General features: G+C 69.2%; 15 protein-coding genes, 1 tRNA gene and 1 pseudogene. 12 read left to right on the forward strand and 5 right to left on the reverse strand.

Annotated features, from left to right (window positions below; all coding sequences use genetic code 11):
* The first annotated feature begins 46 nt into the window (after positions 1–46).
* Positions 47–1,801: an MFS transporter gene (locus JEK78_RS12960; protein ID WP_200264140.1), complete on the forward strand. Its 1,755-nt coding sequence runs from the start codon at positions 47–49 to the stop codon at positions 1,799–1,801.
* A gap of 189 nt (positions 1,802–1,990) precedes the next feature.
* Here JEK78_RS12960 and JEK78_RS12965 read toward each other — a convergent pair whose 3' ends face one another.
* From JEK78_RS12965 to JEK78_RS12975, 3 genes are all read right to left on the reverse strand, one after another.
* A complete protein-coding gene (locus tag JEK78_RS12965; protein ID WP_200258640.1) occupies positions 1,991–2,245 on the reverse strand; it encodes a hypothetical protein in 255 nt (84 codons plus the stop codon).
* A 212-nt stretch (positions 2,246–2,457) separates the two neighbouring features.
* Complete coding sequence (locus JEK78_RS12970; protein ID WP_200258642.1) at positions 2,458–3,018, reverse strand: L,D-transpeptidase; 561 nt, start codon at positions 3,016–3,018, stop codon at positions 2,458–2,460.
* Between the two features lie 255 nt (positions 3,019–3,273).
* Complete coding sequence (locus JEK78_RS12975) at positions 3,274–3,459, reverse strand: hypothetical protein (RefSeq protein ID WP_200258643.1); 186 nt, start codon at positions 3,457–3,459, stop codon at positions 3,274–3,276.
* 110 nt (positions 3,460–3,569) lie between these two features.
* On the opposite strand from JEK78_RS12975, the gene JEK78_RS12980 reads away from it, so the two are divergent.
* Entirely contained in the window at positions 3,570–4,031 is a 462-nt protein-coding gene (locus JEK78_RS12980; RefSeq protein WP_200258644.1) for a nucleotidyltransferase domain-containing protein, read from the forward strand.
* 240 nt (positions 4,032–4,271) lie between these two features.
* On the opposite strand, the gene JEK78_RS12985 is transcribed toward JEK78_RS12980, so the two are convergent.
* Positions 4,272–4,349 (reverse strand) — tRNA-Arg (locus JEK78_RS12985).
* Between the two features lie 279 nt (positions 4,350–4,628).
* Between JEK78_RS12985 and JEK78_RS12990 the strand changes: the two genes are divergently transcribed.
* The gene (locus JEK78_RS12990; protein ID WP_200258645.1) at positions 4,629–6,344 is read left to right on the forward strand and encodes an IS1634 family transposase; all 1,716 of its coding nucleotides are present in this window, start codon (positions 4,629–4,631) and stop codon (positions 6,342–6,344) included.
* A 320-nt stretch (positions 6,345–6,664) separates the two neighbouring features.
* Here JEK78_RS12990 and JEK78_RS12995 read toward each other — a convergent pair whose 3' ends face one another.
* Positions 6,665–7,816, reverse strand: coding sequence for a restriction endonuclease (locus tag JEK78_RS12995; protein ID WP_200258646.1), 1,152 nt, complete (start codon positions 7,814–7,816; stop codon positions 6,665–6,667).
* 419 nt (positions 7,817–8,235) lie between these two features.
* Between JEK78_RS12995 and JEK78_RS13000 the strand changes: the two are divergent.
* The 9 genes and pseudogenes from JEK78_RS13000 to JEK78_RS13040 all read left to right on the forward strand — a co-directional run.
* Positions 8,236–8,523 (forward strand): annotated as a pseudogene (locus tag JEK78_RS13000) (transposase); the annotation flags it as partial.
* A gap of 276 nt (positions 8,524–8,799) precedes the next feature.
* A protein-coding gene (locus JEK78_RS13005; RefSeq protein WP_200258648.1) for an IS3 family transposase occupies positions 8,800–10,031 on the forward strand; the annotation gives its coding sequence in 2 pieces (ribosomal slippage) (positions 8,800–9,118 and positions 9,118–10,031; 1,233 coding nt in all).
* Positions 10,032–10,618: 587 nt separating this feature from the next.
* Positions 10,619–11,470 (forward strand): helix-turn-helix transcriptional regulator, encoded by an 852-nt coding sequence (locus tag JEK78_RS13010; protein WP_200258650.1) that lies wholly within the window; start codon positions 10,619–10,621, stop codon positions 11,468–11,470.
* Between the two features lie 94 nt (positions 11,471–11,564).
* A complete protein-coding gene (locus JEK78_RS13015) occupies positions 11,565–11,954 on the forward strand; it encodes an ATP-binding protein (protein WP_200258653.1) in 390 nt (129 codons plus the stop codon).
* A 175-nt stretch (positions 11,955–12,129) separates the two neighbouring features.
* Positions 12,130–12,981 carry a sigma-70 family RNA polymerase sigma factor gene (locus tag JEK78_RS13020; protein ID WP_200258655.1) on the forward strand — a complete coding sequence of 284 codons (852 nt, stop codon included), beginning with the start codon at positions 12,130–12,132 and terminating at the stop codon, positions 12,979–12,981.
* Positions 12,978–13,799 (forward strand): protein phosphatase 2C domain-containing protein, encoded by an 822-nt coding sequence (locus JEK78_RS13025; protein ID WP_200258658.1) that lies wholly within the window; start codon positions 12,978–12,980, stop codon positions 13,797–13,799. Before JEK78_RS13020 ends, JEK78_RS13025 begins: the two co-directional genes overlap by 4 nt.
* Before the next feature lie 180 nt (positions 13,800–13,979).
* A complete protein-coding gene (locus JEK78_RS13030; protein ID WP_200258660.1) occupies positions 13,980–14,327 on the forward strand; it encodes a hypothetical protein in 348 nt (115 codons plus the stop codon).
* 5 nt (positions 14,328–14,332) lie between these two features.
* Positions 14,333–15,694 carry an FtsK/SpoIIIE domain-containing protein gene (locus JEK78_RS13035; RefSeq protein ID WP_200258662.1) on the forward strand — a complete coding sequence of 454 codons (1,362 nt, stop codon included), beginning with the start codon at positions 14,333–14,335 and terminating at the stop codon, positions 15,692–15,694.
* Positions 15,695–15,778: 84 nt separating this feature from the next.
* Complete coding sequence (locus JEK78_RS13040; RefSeq protein ID WP_200258664.1) at positions 15,779–15,991, forward strand: hypothetical protein; 213 nt, start codon at positions 15,779–15,781, stop codon at positions 15,989–15,991.
* The last annotated feature ends 6 nt before the right edge of the window (positions 15,992–15,997 follow it).

The following is a 15,997-nucleotide window of genomic DNA, read 5'->3' on the forward strand; positions in this document are numbered from 1 at the left end:
GGGGACACCTTCCGAGTACGCGGCCTCACGGGAGGCCCCCGCCGGGGTGCGGAGCCTCCCACGGCGGCTCCGCGACCGGGCCCGGCGCCATCCGGTGCTCCTCGTCACCGCGGTGGCCGGCCTGCTGCACCTCGCCTGGTTCTTCACCTTCGCCAACAGCGGGGGCGACCTCGCCGCCCAGGACGCCTGGGCGGAGTTCGTCGGCCGCAACCCCGGATCGGCGTACAACCTGGCCTGGTACGGCGGCATGCATCCGGTGTCCTACAGCGTGGTGTCGCCCTACCTGATGTCGCTGCTCGGCGTCCGGACGACGATGATGCTGGCCGGCACGGTGTCCGCCGCCCTGCTGACGCTGATCCTGGTGCGGGTCCGGCCGGTACGGAACCCGCTTCCGGCCGCCTGGGCCGGATTGTTCGGGCTGCTGGGCAACGCGCTGTCGGGGCGGGTGACGTTCGGACTGGGCACCATGTTCGCCCTCGCCGCCGTGGCGGCGGTGTTCTGCTGGCCGCACCGCTGGCGCTACCGGCGGTGGGCCAAGGCGGTGTGCGCGGCTCCGCTGGCCGCCCTGGCCACCATGGCCTCACCCGTGGCCGGGTTGTTCACGGGTTTGGTGGCGGTGGCGATGTTCCTCCAGAAGCGGCGACCGGGCGCCTGGGCGCTCGGCTTGCCGCCGACGTTGGTGGTCGCCCTGTCCGCGTACTTCTTCCCGTTCTCCGGCACCCAGCCCATGTCGTTCGGCTCCGCCTTCCTGCCGTTCCTGTTCGCCGCGCTCGTGGCCGTGCTGGTGCCCCGCGACTGGGTGACCGTCCGGATCACGGCCGGTGTGTACGGGCTGGCGGTGCTCCTGGTCTGGCTGATCAACTCGCAGATCGGCTCGAACGTCACCCGGTTGTCCATGCTCTTCGCCGGTGCCGTCCTGGTGGCCGCGCTGCCGTTCGCGGCGCCCCGGTCGCGCAGGTGGTACGCGCTGTCCCTCGCGGCCGTCGGCTTCGCGGTCTGGATCGGCGTGAAGTCGTACAACGACGTCGTCAACACCACACCACGAGCCTCCTGGGCACGGGAGTTGGCCCCCCTGCTGCACCAACTGCGCGAAGTCGGGGCCGAGCGCGGCAGAGTCGAGGTCGTCCCGGCCCGATCGCACCGCGAGGCGTCCGCCCTGGACACGCACGTGAACCTCGCCAGGGGCTGGAACCGGCAGGCGGACATCGAGCGCAACCCGCTCTTCTACGACGGCTCGCTCAACTCTGCCAACTACCACGCGTGGTTGAAACGCTGGGCCGTGCAGTACGTCGTCCTGCCCAAGGACGAACCGGACGGCGACGGCGGCAGGCGCGAACGCCAGTTGGTCGAAGGCGGCCTGCCCTACCTGCACCAGGTCTGGGGCGACGCGAACTGGCGACTCTTCGAGGTGACCGACCCCACGCCGCTGGCCGAGCCCAACGCGGTCGTGGAACGGGCGGGTCAGGACGAGTGGACGGTCCGCGTCGCCGAGGCGGGACGCGTCCTGGTCCGCATCCCCTACTCGCCCTGGCTGAGTCTCGTGGACTCCGACGGGAAACGCCTGGAAGCCCCGAAGGAGGTCCAAGCCCCCTTCGCCGACGGAGACACCGACACCGACACCGACGGTGTGACCGCGGCGGAGAAGGTCTACGACAACACCCACGGCTGCCTGATGGGGGCGGAGGAAGACACGTACGGGGACGTCTGGACGACGCTCGTCGCCCCCGAGGCGGGCACGTACCGTCTGACGGCGCCCTACGTCGTTCCCCGGGGGACGCCGTGCCCGGCGGAGTGGCGGTGAGGCCGGGCTAGCGGCCCGCCCGAACCGCCGCCGCGGAGGCGACTCCCCGCACACCGGCCGGTCCCGCCCCGTCGCGACGAGCGGCACGCCGGGCACGCGCGACCCCGCCCGCCCCGAAGGCGTGGCGCAGCCGCGGCGGGGAGGCGAGCGGCGGGCCGCTCGCGGAGCGCGCCCGGCCCGACCCGCGGGTCAGGACACGACCGAGAGGACGTCGCCCATCTCGCCGGGCGCGTTGCCTCCGGTCAGGCAGACGTTGCCGGAGTTGGCGTTGGCGTACAGCGTCGCGCCTATGAACGCGGCGCCGGCGCCCACGCCGCACGCCAGCGTGATGGTCGGCGTGATGGTGACCGGCGCGACCGGCACCACGGCGAAGCCCGCCGTGTCCTCGCGCAGCAGGTCACCGTGGGCCCGCGCCCAGTCGTCAGCCGCCCGCTCGATCTTCATCGTGTCTCCTGCCTTCCAGGGCACCGCTGCCCCTCGACGTGTCGCGCTACCCCCTCAGGCTGCTCCCCCCATCGAACGGGAGCGATCCGCCCATCGGCCCCCCGCCGGTACGAAGCACCTTCCCCCGACCGGGGGAAGGTGCCGAGGCCGGGGCCGTGCGAGTCCGGAACGTCGTTCCTCGCCGGGGTCGGGGGAAGGTGCCGGGGCCGAGCTCAGTCCACGACCCGAACCGGGGTGCCCGGTGTGGCGAAGACCCAGAGCGCCTCGCCGTCCTCCTTGGGCACACGAATGCCGCCGGTGCGCGCGCCCGGGCTGCCGGCCGGGGGCGAGGAACCGTCCACGGCGTGCGAGAAGGCCACCGACACGCCGTCCCGCAGGGCGAAGTAGACAACGTGCTCGATCGGCACACCATCCGAACCCGTGGTCGCCTCCCGGCGGGCACCGACGGTGTAGGCGCCGATGCCCGGGTCGACCGTGCCGGGCCACACCGCGAAGTCGCGCCTGGCCACGTCGGCCGCGTCGACCAGCCACACGCGTCGCGTGCTGAGCGAGTAGACGATACGCCGTCCCTCTCCGGAACCCTCGGGCACGGCGATCACGGGAGACTCCTCGGCGACGGGCGGCTCCGACGCCGTCACGGTGGGGCGGGGAGTGGCGACGGTGAGCGCCGGCCCGGCGCCGCGGTCCGCCTGGACGGCCAGTACCGTGACCGCCGCCACCGCACCCACGGTCAGACCACACACCCAGGCCCACGAGGGCAGTCGGGCAGGCACGGGCACGCAACTCCTCAGTGACGACGGCCCGGACACCCTGGGACGGGATCCGGGGCCGGATCATCGTACTGCGGGAGCGTCGTGGCCCCACGACGGGTGCGCGCCGCGGGGCTGCGCACCGAATAAGGACGCCGCCATGGCGGGGCCCCCGTGAACACACCGGCCGGCAGGGACCGATCGTTCACCAGGCCCGCTACTGAGGCCGGGCCGCGAGTGGTTCGGCTGCCCGAAACCCCGGAGACGGACGGGCCCGGCCTACAGGTGGCGTCTGTGGCGCAGGTAGGGCGGGACGAGCAAGCGGGGCCGGTTGAAGGCCGCGATCGAGGCGATCACGGCCATGCACCCGAGCATCATGAGGAGGAACAAGGCGCCTGCGAGCTCCGAAGGACCGCGCAGACTCCTCCACGTCTCGCCAAGGAACGCCGCGATCTTCGCCCGCACCCTCGACATCCACACCGACGTCGCCGTCGCCTGGCAACGGCTCTCCGCAGGCGACTGGGCCACCTACGCCGCAGAAGTCAGCCACCGCTACTCACCTGGGAGGCAACACAATGCACCGTGACAACCAGCCAGCGAGCGGGCGACCTGCGATCTCACCGGAACGGGCTGCCGAAACGAAAGAGATCATCCACCGCGTCACGCGGTGGGCCGCGGGCCGCCACGACGTCGTCGGTCTCCTACTTGTCGGATCGTGCGCTCGCAATGCCGCACGGCCCGACTCCGACATCGACCTCGTCCTTCTCACGACAGACGAGTCCCAGTACTCCGACAACGCATGGGCCGACGAGCTCGCCCTCGGCGAACTGATCAGAACCCGCTCATGGGGACCGATCAGCGAACGACGCTTTGCCACAGCGTCAGGCTTGGAAGTCGAGATCAACATCGGGTCTCCCGACTGGGCGCAGACGGACCCGATGGATCCTGGCACACGCCGAGTCGTCACCGACGGCGCCCATCCCCTGCACGACCCAGGCACTGTCCTCGCGTCTCTGATCCGAGCCTGCCGATCGTGACGGCCCCGGCGGCAGCGACCGGCTCAAGAGGCATTCGGACGGTTCCAATACCCGACGTCACCACTAAACGTCGTCCAGGACACGCAGCGCGACAGCGCGAGGCCGTGAGCCGTATGGACCGACTGCTCAGGAAGCGGCGCCATGGTCGTCCTGGTCGTGAGTGATCGCCCGCGTTGATGTCGGACGTGGATGTCAGAAGGGGCGCACCCAGCAAAACTCGCAGGTGCGCCCCTTCTGAACTGGTGCCCCCGGCAGGATTCGAACCTGCGACACCCGCTTTAGGAGAGAGGCTGGGTGATCTGAGGGCTGAGCTGCGGCTTCGCCAGTCGTGGAAGCGAGCGGGTACCCGACCGCGGGGCGCCGGTGCTGACCGTGGCTGACCCCTGTATCTGGCACGCTTGTGGCACGAACCTCAGCCGACGACAGTCAGCCACGACAGCCCTGGGTTCGACGTAATTCGAGGGTCCTGGAGGCTCTTGCGGGCTGAAGGTGCAGGTCATCGGGGCGCGGACGGCGCAAACGGCTGGAATGGCCTAGAGACACGACTTTCTTGATTCACCTGTGTTGGCCTGCTACTTCGGCCTATCGTCTGGATCCATGTACGTGAGGACGACGAAGCGGGAGAACAAGTCCGGCACGGTCCGGTACCTGCATCTGGCCCACAACGAGTGGGATCCGGTGAAGGGGCGGGCGGTGCCGAAGGTGCTGTTCACCTTCGGCCGCGAGGACGACCTGGACCGCGAGGCGGTCAGGCGTCTGGTCATGTCTCTATCGAAGCTGCTGGAGCCGGGCGACGCGCTGGCCGCAACCGCGGCGTCGGACCTGGAGTTCGTCTCCTCGGTGCCGTTCGGCGGCGCCTATGTGCTCGACCAGCTGTGGCGCCGGCTGCGGATCGACCAGATCGTGGGCCGGGTCGGGCAGCCCAAGCGAGGCCGGCGCCGGGACATGACCGCGACCGAGCGGGTGCTGTTCGCCCTGGTCGCCAACCGGGCGCTGGCCCCGTCGTCGAAGCTCGCGGCGGCGGAGTGGATCACGAACGACGTGCACATCGACGGCCTGGCCGAGACCGGCGAACAGCCCTGCTACCGGGCGATGGACTGGCTGCACGAGGTGCAGGACGACTTGGAGAAGCAGGTGTTCGACGAGGTCGCGAACCTGCTGAACCTGGAGGTCGACCTGCTGTTCTTCGATACCACCAGCACCTACTTCGAACTGGAGGAGCCCGACGAGCCCCTCGCCCGCAACGACGCGGGCCGGCGCCTGGACGCCGACGATGTGGACGACAACGAGGCCAGGCAGGCCGGGTTTCGGACCCACGGCAAGTCGAAGGACTCCCGCGACGACCTGCCGCAGATCGTGATCGGCATGGCCGTCACCAGGGACGGCATCCCGGTCCGCTGCTGGTGCTGGCCGGGCAACACCTCCGACCAGACGCTGATCCGGCAGGTCAAGGACGAGATGCGGGACTGGACCCTGTCCAAGATCGTGTGGGTGGCAGACCGCGGTTTCTCCTCCGCCGCCAACCGCCGCTACCTGCGCAAGGGCGACCACGCCTACATCATCGGCGAGAAGCTCCGCTCCGGAAGTCCCGAGGTGCAGGCCGCCCTGTTCCGCCAGGGCCGCTACCAGGACGTCGGCGAGAACATGCGCGTCAAGGAGGTGCGGATATCCGACACCGACCGGTTCGTCATCTGCCACAACCCTGAAGCGGCCGAGCGTGACCGGCACATGCGCGAACAACTCGTCGCCCAGCTGGCCGGCTTGATCGCCGACACCGACAAGCTCAGCGACTTCAAGCGGGGTGAACTACGCGGGAAGATCGCCGACAAGCCCGGCCTGAACCGCTACCTTCGCGCTACCCCGGCCGGCAAGCTCCGCGTCGACCAGGCGAAGATCAAGGCGGAGGAGAACCTCGACGGGAAGTACCTCCTGCGCTGCTCGGACCCCCACCTGAGCGCCGAGGACATCGCGCTGGGCTACAAGCAACTGCTCGAAGTCGAGCGCGGCTGGCGCGACATGAAGCAGATCATCGACCTGCGGCCCGTCTACCACCGCCTCGAAGAACGCATCCGAGCCCACGTCATCCTCTGCTGGCTCGCCCTCCTCCTCATCCGGATCACCGAGACCACCACCGGCAAGACCTGGCCGCACATCCGACGCGAACTCGACCGCCTCCATCTGGGCACCTTCACCGGCCGCACCGGCACGTTCCAGCAGGTCACCACCCTGACCAAGCCTCAGCGCGACCTACTCGCGAAGCTGGACATCCCCGCCCCCAAGCAGGTCGTCTCACTTCAGCCCACACCTCGCTGACCAGCGAGAACACCACCGCCTAGAGACACGCCCTCCAGGCGGACACACGCATGTCCACCCAGGTCAGGCCCCAGATTCGCCTCTCCAGACTGCCGAATTACGTCGAACCCGGGACAGCGGGCGCGCCGACCGACCAGGGGCGCGTGTGCCTCGTTGCACCACCACCGGCCCCAGCCCCGTTGTCGGTTTCTCCGCGGCGAGCGGAACGGCACACGGCTCCGGAGGGTGTGTCAGGCCTGCGCGTTGGTACTGGTCAGAGGGGTGTCGGCCCATCGATACGCTTTCGCCGTCCACGGATCGGCCGCGCGCTCCTCGGGCGGCTACTCCAGCAAGATCTCTTCAGGTCGCCGGTTCGTGACCGCGGTCTCTCGCACGGTCAGTATGTGCTCAATGCAGGCTTCGAGGTCTCCGCCGTGGTCGTCTCGGGCCATGCCGCGGAGTTCGCGAGCCAGGTCCATCCCGTTGACGAGGACCACCGGATACTGATCCTCCACCATCTCGGTCTGCGCGGGTACGGAATAGGCCCCTGTCGTGACGTAGACGCCGATCCAGCCCCGGCGAAGCCTGGCCACGACGCGAGCGATCTGCTCGGCGGTCACGAGGTTGTCGAGCTTGACGCATTTCGCCTGCCCGAGGACGACGAGACTGGTGCTGGCCAAGCCACTGCCGATGTCGAGTCGCCCGACAAAGTCGGCGCCTCCGTCGCCGGATCGTCGGGTGAGCCAGCCCTCGACGTAGCTGTTGCCGGCGCCCCGCAGGACACGCGATGCAACCGCTGAGGCGACGGCCTCGAAATCGTGCTTGCGCCCGTCGAAGTACTTGTAGATCAGTTCCAGATCCTTGGCCTCCGGGGTGCCTGGAGCCGGCCGCTGCTCGGGCACCTTCGTCACCTTGGCGCGAGCGACGCGCCGCCGGAGTCTGGGCAGCGCCGAGTGGCCGTGCTTGACCCACTCGCGCCAAGCCCGTGGTGCGAGTTCGAGTGATGCCGTGTCGCTGACAGACTTGTTCCTGCGAGCGTCGATCCAGTCCCAGGAGACCTTGTCATCCTCGGCGGTGAGGTCGATGAGAGCGATGTCGTACACGTAGTTCGTGAACGTCGTGTGCTCGCTGCCACCCCACTGCACCAGCCGCTCTGCCCGCTCGATGACGCCCAACCCGCAGAACTCGACGTGTCCCTTGACCTTTCCGCTGCGCGAGACCGCGCGGAAGAGCAGCAGCGGGACGGCGCTGGCTCGCTCCTCCGGAGTGTGTCCCTGGTGCCCGGTGAAGGCGTCGAGCAGGGCCGCGTTGCCGTTGGTCTTACCGGGTTCGACGGTGGTGGTGGCCTTGTGGTCTCCGAAGTAGCGGACGTGCCCGTTGTCCATGTCGAACACGTCGTGCCAAGGCGTCTGCTCGGTGCCGGCCTTCCAAGGGCTCGACCGGATGAGAATCACCGGCCGCCTGTCCCCACCCGGAGTGCGTACCTTCGCCATGCCGTTGATCCCTGCCTCCAGCAAGGCTCGCGGGAGCTCGGGCGAGTGAGTCACATGGTGGAAGTTGGGATACCCGCCCAGCATCGCTGGGTCGGGGTCTTTACCAGTGGCGTAGCGATACACCTGCCCTACGCGCAACTGACCACCCATGCATCCCCCTGTAGCCGCACTGTCCGGACGATCAGCTGACGGTAGCGGCTGGTACTGACAACAGGCACCACCGCTAGGTCCCTGGGGCCAACTTCTGGCCTCGTGCCGCCGTCATCAGACACGTCGTCAAGAGCGACGATGGCAGAAGGGAGGTGTGGCGGAGTCTTTGTCTGGCACCCTGATGGTCATGTCCGAGCCAACCGCGCCATCCGGCCCCAGTCCTAGTACTGCAATCACAGTTATGGGGTCAGGTGTGATTGAGTGTCCTCATGTCGGTGGATCTTGGTGTGCGTCAAGTTAAGTCCTGGCGTAAGGTGTTGGCGGGGTTACACTCGCGGTTCGCCTCGCGGTTTTCCCGATCCGAGCCGCGGGGCCGGGCGCTGGAGTACATGGCTGGGCTGATCGCTCCGGTGGAGCGCAAGAACGGTTGGTCACTGGCGGAGCGCGCCGGTGAGGCGCATCCGATCGGGATGCAGCGTCTGCTGGGCGAGGCGGACTGGGACGCGGACGGGGTGCGAGACGATGTGCGGGACTTCGTCGTGGAGACCATCGCCGACTGGTTGGAAAACGGAACCCGATGGGGAAGAGCGGTGCATTGTGAGCTCTGGCGAGAGTTCGCCAGCCGGGCTTCCTCTAAATATTCGCCCTCCCTTTCCGCGACTTGATCAAGACCCGGATCCGCGTTGGCAAAGATAGTCCCAACCTCGGGCTGAAGGATGCGGGGCGGCAAACCGGGCGGAGCTGCCTTGTCCACCGCTCACCCGGGACCTGTCCCCGAGTGGTGGACACCTCTGAGCCCGACCCCGCCAGGGGCCGGGTAGGAGGCATCTTTTATGGTGATGAAGATCTACTCGCCCGAGTTCAAGGCGGACGCTGTCGCGCTGTACCTGTCGGACCCGAGCCACACCTTCGAGGGCATCGGCAAGGACCTGGGGATCAGCCGCGAGACGCTGCGTAACTGGGTGCGGGCCGAACGGGCCCGCCGCGGCGGGGGCAGCACGACGAGCACGGAGAAGAGCACGGTGGATTCCCCGCCGACGGCCGAGAAGCTTCAGGCCGAGAACGAGGCCCTGCGCCGGGAGCTGGCGGCAGCGCGCAAGGAGATGCAGAAACTCGCCACCGAACGGGACATTCTCCGCAAGGCGACGAAGTTTTTCGCACAAGAGACGACCTGGTGACCAGCCGCTTCCAGTTCGTCGAGGACCATCACCGCGCCTGGGGCGTGAAGCGGTTGTGTCAGGTGCTGGAGGTCGCCCGCTCCAGCTTCTACAAGTGGCGGGCCGGCCGCGCGGCCCGCGCCGCGCGTGAACAGGCCGACGTCGCTCTCGCCGAGCGGATCAGGGCCGTGCACGCCGAATGGGACGGCACCTACGGCCGGCCCCGGATCACCGCCGATCTGCGCGAGGACGGCGAGCGCGTGAACCACAAGCGCGTCGGACGAGTCATGCGCAAGTACGGCATCGCCGGGCTGCGGCTGCGCAGGCGCCAGGTCACCACCGTGCCCGAACCGTCCGCCGCGGCGATGCCCGACCTGCTGGGGCGCGACTTCACCGCGAGCGCACCCAACACGAAGTACGTCGGCGACATCACGTACCTGCCGGTGGGCGACGGCGAGTTCCTGTATCTGGCGACCGTGATCGACTGCTTCTCGCGGCGGCTGGTGGGCTGGTCGGTCGCCGACCACATGCGCACCTCGCTGGTCACCGACGCGCTCCGGGCCGCCGCCCGGACGCGGGGCAGCCTGGCCGGCGCCGTCTTCCACAGCGATCACGGAGCCCAGTACAGCTCCCGTGAATTCGCGGCCGTATGTGCCGATTTGGAGGTGAAGCAGTCCATGGGCGCGGTCGGGACCAGCGCGGACAACGCCCTCGCCGAGTCGTTCAACGCGACCCTCAAACGCGAGACGCTCCGTGGCGCCCGCCGCTTCGACGGGGCCCGTGCCTGCCGCCTGGCGGTCTTCCGCTGGACCACCCGCTACAACACCCGCCGACGGCACTCGGCGAACGGACAGCAGGCACCAATCGCCTACGAACAGCAGTCAGCTACCCTGACGCTTGCCGCATAACGACACGAACAGGTGTCCACCCTTCGGGGTCAAGGCCCCCCCTAACTCCCATCCCGTCTGCCGTCGGCCCACACGTATGTGGAGCGGGCGCGGTGCCGGGCGTCAAGGTGGAGCGCGCCACTGTACGAACGACCTTGACGCCCGGTGCCGTGGCTGCTCGGCTTGTCCTGGGCCGGTGGCAGGCGGGATGGGAGTTCCCCCGCCTTCACACTCTCCGGCCGGCACCCGCGTACGGTCCCCCTCCATCCCGGAGCCGGAGCGCCCCCGCCGGAGGCATCGTCTTGACCTGGAGCCGCGTACTTGCCGCGGCCACATGGTGGGTTCGCCGCCCATCAACCCGAGCTGTCAGGCGTGCGGCCGGCGGCCGGGGCGAAGCGGGGCGTAGACAGGAGCGGCGGCCCGGGCGACGGGCCGCGCGCGCCGCGCTGTGCGCGGCGGGTGCCTTGAACCAGTAGAGAAAGTTTGAATCATGCTCGGGCTGCTGCCGTGTCCGGTCCCGGGAGATGCTTGACAGTTCGGTCCCATCTGATGGTCGGCAGGGCTTAGCAGCCCCGGTTGCTGCTGGCGCGTGGTGTAGAACCCTGGGCATGGGGAGTGAACGGCGAGAGCGGACGAAGGTGCTGGGGGCGCGTCTTCGCGGGCTTCGAGCAGAGGCCGGCCTGACGGGTGCCGTGTTGGCCCAGCGGGCTGGAGTGGGACAGCCGACCGTGTCCAAAGTCGAGACCGGGCGCATGGTCCCGAGTGCCGATGTACTCGACAGGCTCTCGCGTGCCCTCGGCCTGGACGAGTCGACTGCGGGTGAAGTCTGGGAGCTCCTGGCCGCGGTGGAGGCTGCGTCCGACTCTGACCAATCGACGGGCGGTGCTACTCCGGTCGGCATGACGGTCGATGAAGAGGTTCGGTCCGCTCAACTGGTGCGTTCGTTCCAATGTGTCGTTCTCCCGGCGATGCTCCAGAGTGCGGAGTATGCCCGGCACGTCTTCGCGAGCGCGCCGACCGCAACGGCTGAGCAAGTCGGCAGGGCTGTCGCTGCTCGTGTGGAGCGGCAGAGCGTGTTGTACGAGCCAGGGCGGGAATCGGTGTTCGTCCTCACGGAAGCCGTGTTGCGCACCTGGCCCGGCACTCCGGCCCTCATGCTGGCCCAGCTCGACCGACTGCTGGCTGTCGAGAGCCTGAGCACGGTACGGCTCGGAGTCATCCCCTGGCGGCGGCCGGTGCCAGTCCTGCCTCGCCACGGGTTCACGTTGTGCGATCACCGGGCCGTCGTGGTTGAGGCCTTCAGCAGTGAGCGCGTGTCCGGCGACGCTGATGAAGTTGCCTCGTACGGGGAGACGTTCGGTCGCTTCGAGCAGGCCGCGGTCTTCGGTGACGAGGTGCGGGAGCTGCTGTTGCTTGTGATGAAGGAGTTCCGCGACTTGGGAGACGCCGTCACTCCTTAGAGGAATAATTCCTCACAATGCCTGGCCTGCTGGTCGTGCATGGGAATACTCTGCCGCTGGGCTGTCTAGCCCCCTAGACGCAGAGGAGAGTCCCATGCGCTCCAAGTGGTGCCGTGCCTTCCCCGGGCTGCCTGAGGAAGTGGCGCACGCCCGTCACTTCATCGCTGCCCTGCTGCAAGAACAGGGGCCCGTCGACGATGCCGTCCTGGTCGTGAGCGAGCTTGCGACCAACGCCGTGCGGCACACGCTGAGCGGCTCGGTCGGCGGCTGGTTCCTCGTCGTGCTCGGCCTCGGCGACGACCTCGTGCGCATCGAGGTGGTGGACCAGGGCGGCGACTGTCTACCGCACCTGTGTGATGCGACTGGTCAGGAAGAAGGCGGCCGCGGGTTGCGGATGATCGCCGCGTGTGCGAAGGACTGGGGCGTGAAGACCTGGCCGGAGGGCCGCTCGGTGTGGGCTGATCTCGCGCGGGAGGGCGTGTGACCGTCCTCCGGTCGGCCGCGCCCTGTGGTCGCTTCGCGGGTGGTGGCGGGTGAGTCCCCGGGGTGTTCCTCGACGGCGGGCCAGGTTCTACGTGATCGGCGTTCGGTCGGGACGGCGTCTCTCGCCCATACCGTCTAGGGCCCTAGACTCCTGGTTACCGCTAGGAGGTGAGGTCATGTCGGACGAGCTGCAACGGATCATGGCGATTGATGATCCGTACCTGCTCCTGCGCGAGGTCACGACCCGGTTGGCCGACGCGCAGCAAGAGGTGACCGAACTGGCCCGGCTCCGCCGGCGGGTGGTCCAGGACCTCCACGCGCAAGGGCTGTCGTACGCGCAGATCGCCGCGAAAGCCGGCCTGAGCCGCGGGCGCATTCACCAGATTCGGCACACCGGTCCGGCGCCGGAAGGCGCCTTCCTCGGACGGGGTGCCGTCACGGTGGCCACTCCGCTGCGGCGTGACGACGAGCGCGGGCGGACGGTCGTCGCCGTGGACGACGTCAGTTCCGGCAAGCGCCTTGAAGACCTGGCGCGGTCGTACGGGCTCGACGTCACCTCGGAACACGTGCCGGTGAGCGGTGAGATCGACCTCAACCGGGACGGCCTGGTCGTCGTCTGCGGGCCGCGCATGTCTCAGGAGATGTGGGAGACGTACGCGCAGGATCCCGTACTGCGCTGGGAGCACGCGGAAGACGGGCCCTGGACGGTGGTGGACCGCCGCACCGGCGCCGTGCACCGGTCGGGGCAGGACAGTGATCCGGTCCGCCCGTATGACGTCGGATACCTCGGCCGGCTTTCCCGCCCGGACGGTTCCGGCTCGCTGCTCGCCATCGCCGGTATCCACACGCAAGGTTCCCTCGGCGTCGTGCAGCTGCTCGCCAATGACCTGAACACGCTGTGGGGGCAGGTGGGGGACCGCCGCTTCTCCACGCTGGTGGGTGTCGAGTACGACCCCGAGACCAGCGAACCGCAGTCCGTCGAACTGCTCTGCCCCCTGTACCGGCACGACGAGGAGACGTCGGGGTGAGGATCGCCCTCGCCTCGCTACCCGCTGAACCGGACCGGGATAACGAGGACTTCGCCGCTGCCGCTCCCGGCGCGGCGGTCCTTCTCGACGGTGCCGGGGTCGGCGGTGCTGAGACCAGGTGTACGCATGGCGTCGCCTGGTTCTCCTCGATGCTGGGCGGACTGCTGCTGCGCAGTATCGCTGTACAGCCGGCCCGGTCGCTCGCTGACTGCCTGGCCGACTCCATCGGCCTTGTCCGGGCCCTGCACGAGGACACGTGTGATCTGACCTATAGGGCCAGTCCTACCAGCACGGTAGTCGCCGTACGGGCCGGTGGGGGAGTCGTGGAGTATCTCGTCCTCGGTGACTCCACGCTCCTCCTTGCCGACAAGGGCGGGGGCACGGATGTGGTCACCGACCGGCGCCTGGACGAGGTGGGCAAGCGGCTGCGCGGGCCGGTCGACGCGCTGTCCACCGGCTCGCCCGAACACTCCGCCGCACTCGCCGAGTACCGGGACGCCCTCACGAGGCTCCGCAACCGGCCGGGCGGCTTCTGGATTGCGGGCCCCGACCCGCGGGCCGCCGAACACGCCCTGACAGGCAGGGCGCCGCTGGAATCACTGGCATCCGTGACGCTGATGAGCGACGGTGCAACGCGACTCGTCGACCGCTTCCAACTCGCCGACTGGCGGCAGACCCTGACCGCCCTCGACTCCTCCGGGCCGGACGAGCTGATCCGCCGCGTGCGTAAAGCCGAGGCCGGCGACCCCGACGGCCGACGCTGGCCGCGTGGCAAGGCGCGGGACGACGCCAGCGTCCTCCACTGGGCGCTGCCGTAGAGCGTCTGCGGACGCCGAGACACGCACGTATACCCCCCTAGACAGTTGACGGGGTGTCGGTTTACGGTAGTCGTCAACCCCCCTAGACAGTTGGGGGCGTCCTCCCTTGCGGTGTCTAGGGGGGTACTCAGTTCGCGTGGTGCCGGGCGGCCGGTGCCCACAACCCTGTGAGGTTCTGACATGCGTGTCATCCCCGTGAACACTTCGGACGCGACGCTCCTCGTCACCAAGCTGCCCGAGGTCAAGGTGAGGGACCGGCAGACCGGAGAGGTCGCCGTGGACCCGGTGACCAATCAGCGACTCATGACGCTGGAGCTGGTGTTCATCGCGGCCGGCGGCTCGGACATGGTCAAGGTCACCATCCCGGAACAGGGCATCGGTGACGGCCTGGTGATGGGCGCACCGGTCTTCCTGTCGGGCCTGGTGGCCCGGCCCTGGGAGAGCGAGTTCGGCGGGCGCGCCCGGCACGGCATCGCCTACCGGGCCGACGCTGTCATGGTCAGCGCCGCCGCACCGGCTCAGGGCTGACGGCCATGACTGACATCGTCCGAGTGCTGTTACCGGTCCTGCTGGTCCTGGCCGCGCTGCTCGTTCTCCGCCGTCGACTGCCGGTCCTGTTCTGGTGGCTCATCGGGTACCCGGCCGTCGCGCTGCGGGTGCTCACCTCCTACCGGGCGACGATGGATGCATGCGGCCTGACGGTTCCCGCCTCGGCCATCCGCCGGGCCACGGCCCGGGTGGTGGGGTGGCAGGCGGCTCCCGTACCGCCCCGTCACTCGCTGCCGTGGCCGACCGGATCCGGTCTCGTGATGCGGCTGCGCCTGGCGGCCGGGCAGGCGCCCGAGGACTTCACCGCCTCGGCCGACCGGCTACGGCACGCCTGGGGCGCACATGCCGTGCACGTCCGCTCCACCAAGCCGGGACGCCTCGAACTGCGCCTGGTGGGCTGGGACGTCCTTGCCGAGGTCCGTCCCGCCCGGCGTCGGCGGACGGACGGCCCGCTTTCCCTGCCTCTCGCACTGCGGGAGGACGGGGCATGGCACGTCCGGGACTTCCGCACCGTGCCGCACGAACTCATCCTCGGCGCCACGCAGTCCGGCAAGTCCGTCTACCTGCGGAACCTGCTGTGTGGCCTGGCCCGGCAACGGGTCGTGCTTGTCGGCATCGACTGTAAGTGGGGCGTCGAACTGGCGCCGTTCGCTCCCCGATTGTCCGCCCTCGCCGACCATCCGGATCGGGCGAATGACCTCCTCGACGTCCTGCTGGAGGAGATGGAGGCACGGTTCCGTCTGGTCGGGCTCTCGGGCATGGTCGGCCCGGACGCCGTGATCACCTCGGACGTGTGGGGGCTGCCGGACGACGTACGGCCGGTGCCGGTCGTGGTCGTCGTCGACGAAGTGGCGGAACTCTTCCTCGCCGCGAGCAGGGACGACGAGAAGCGGCGGGACGCCATGGTCACCAAGCTCATCCGCCTTGCCCAGCTCGGTCGCGCGGCCGGCATCCATCTGGAGGTCTGCGGGCAGCGCTTCGGCTCGGAACTCGGCAAGGGTGCGACGATGCTCCGCGCTCAGCTGACCGGCCGGGTCTGCCACCGAGTCAACGACGAGTCCTCGGCGAACATGGCGCTGGCCGACGTCTCCCCAGAGGCGGCCCTGGCCGCGACCTCGATCCCGGCCGACCGGCCCGGCGTCGCCGTCGTCGGTGACTCCACCGGTGGTTGGTCCCGCGTCCGCTCACCGCACCTCACCCTCGACGACGCGGCGGCCGTTTGCCGTGACACCGCCGCCCTGGCGCCGGAACTGCCCCGGCTCGCCTCATTCCGGCCCGTCGTCGCCACCGAGGCGGCCAAGTCACCCTCGCCCTCGGCCCCCGCCGCTCGCCCGGTGACCGAGTAGCCGCGCTCCCTCTCTCCTACGGCCGGCGTGACCGCTTCGCGCCACGTCCCTACCCCGTCCATGCCCGGAACCGAAGGGAAGCCCATGTCACGCCCCACCATCGCCGAGGTGAGCGCGCTGATCACCGACTCGGCCGCGCTCAGGCAGAGCCGCACTTCCGCTGACCACGCCGCGCTCATGGAGCGTAAGGCGGAATTGCTGGAGCGGATCGCCGCCCACACACCCGGCGACGCCGACGCCGCCGAGGTGGCTCGCCTCGCCCGTGAGCGTGCCGACTGCCTCAAGTCCGACGGCTGATCACGC

Origin of the sequence: Streptomyces sp. HSG2 (genome assembly GCF_016598575.1) — a bacterium.
Lineage (GTDB): Bacteria > Actinomycetota > Actinomycetes > Streptomycetales > Streptomycetaceae > Streptomyces.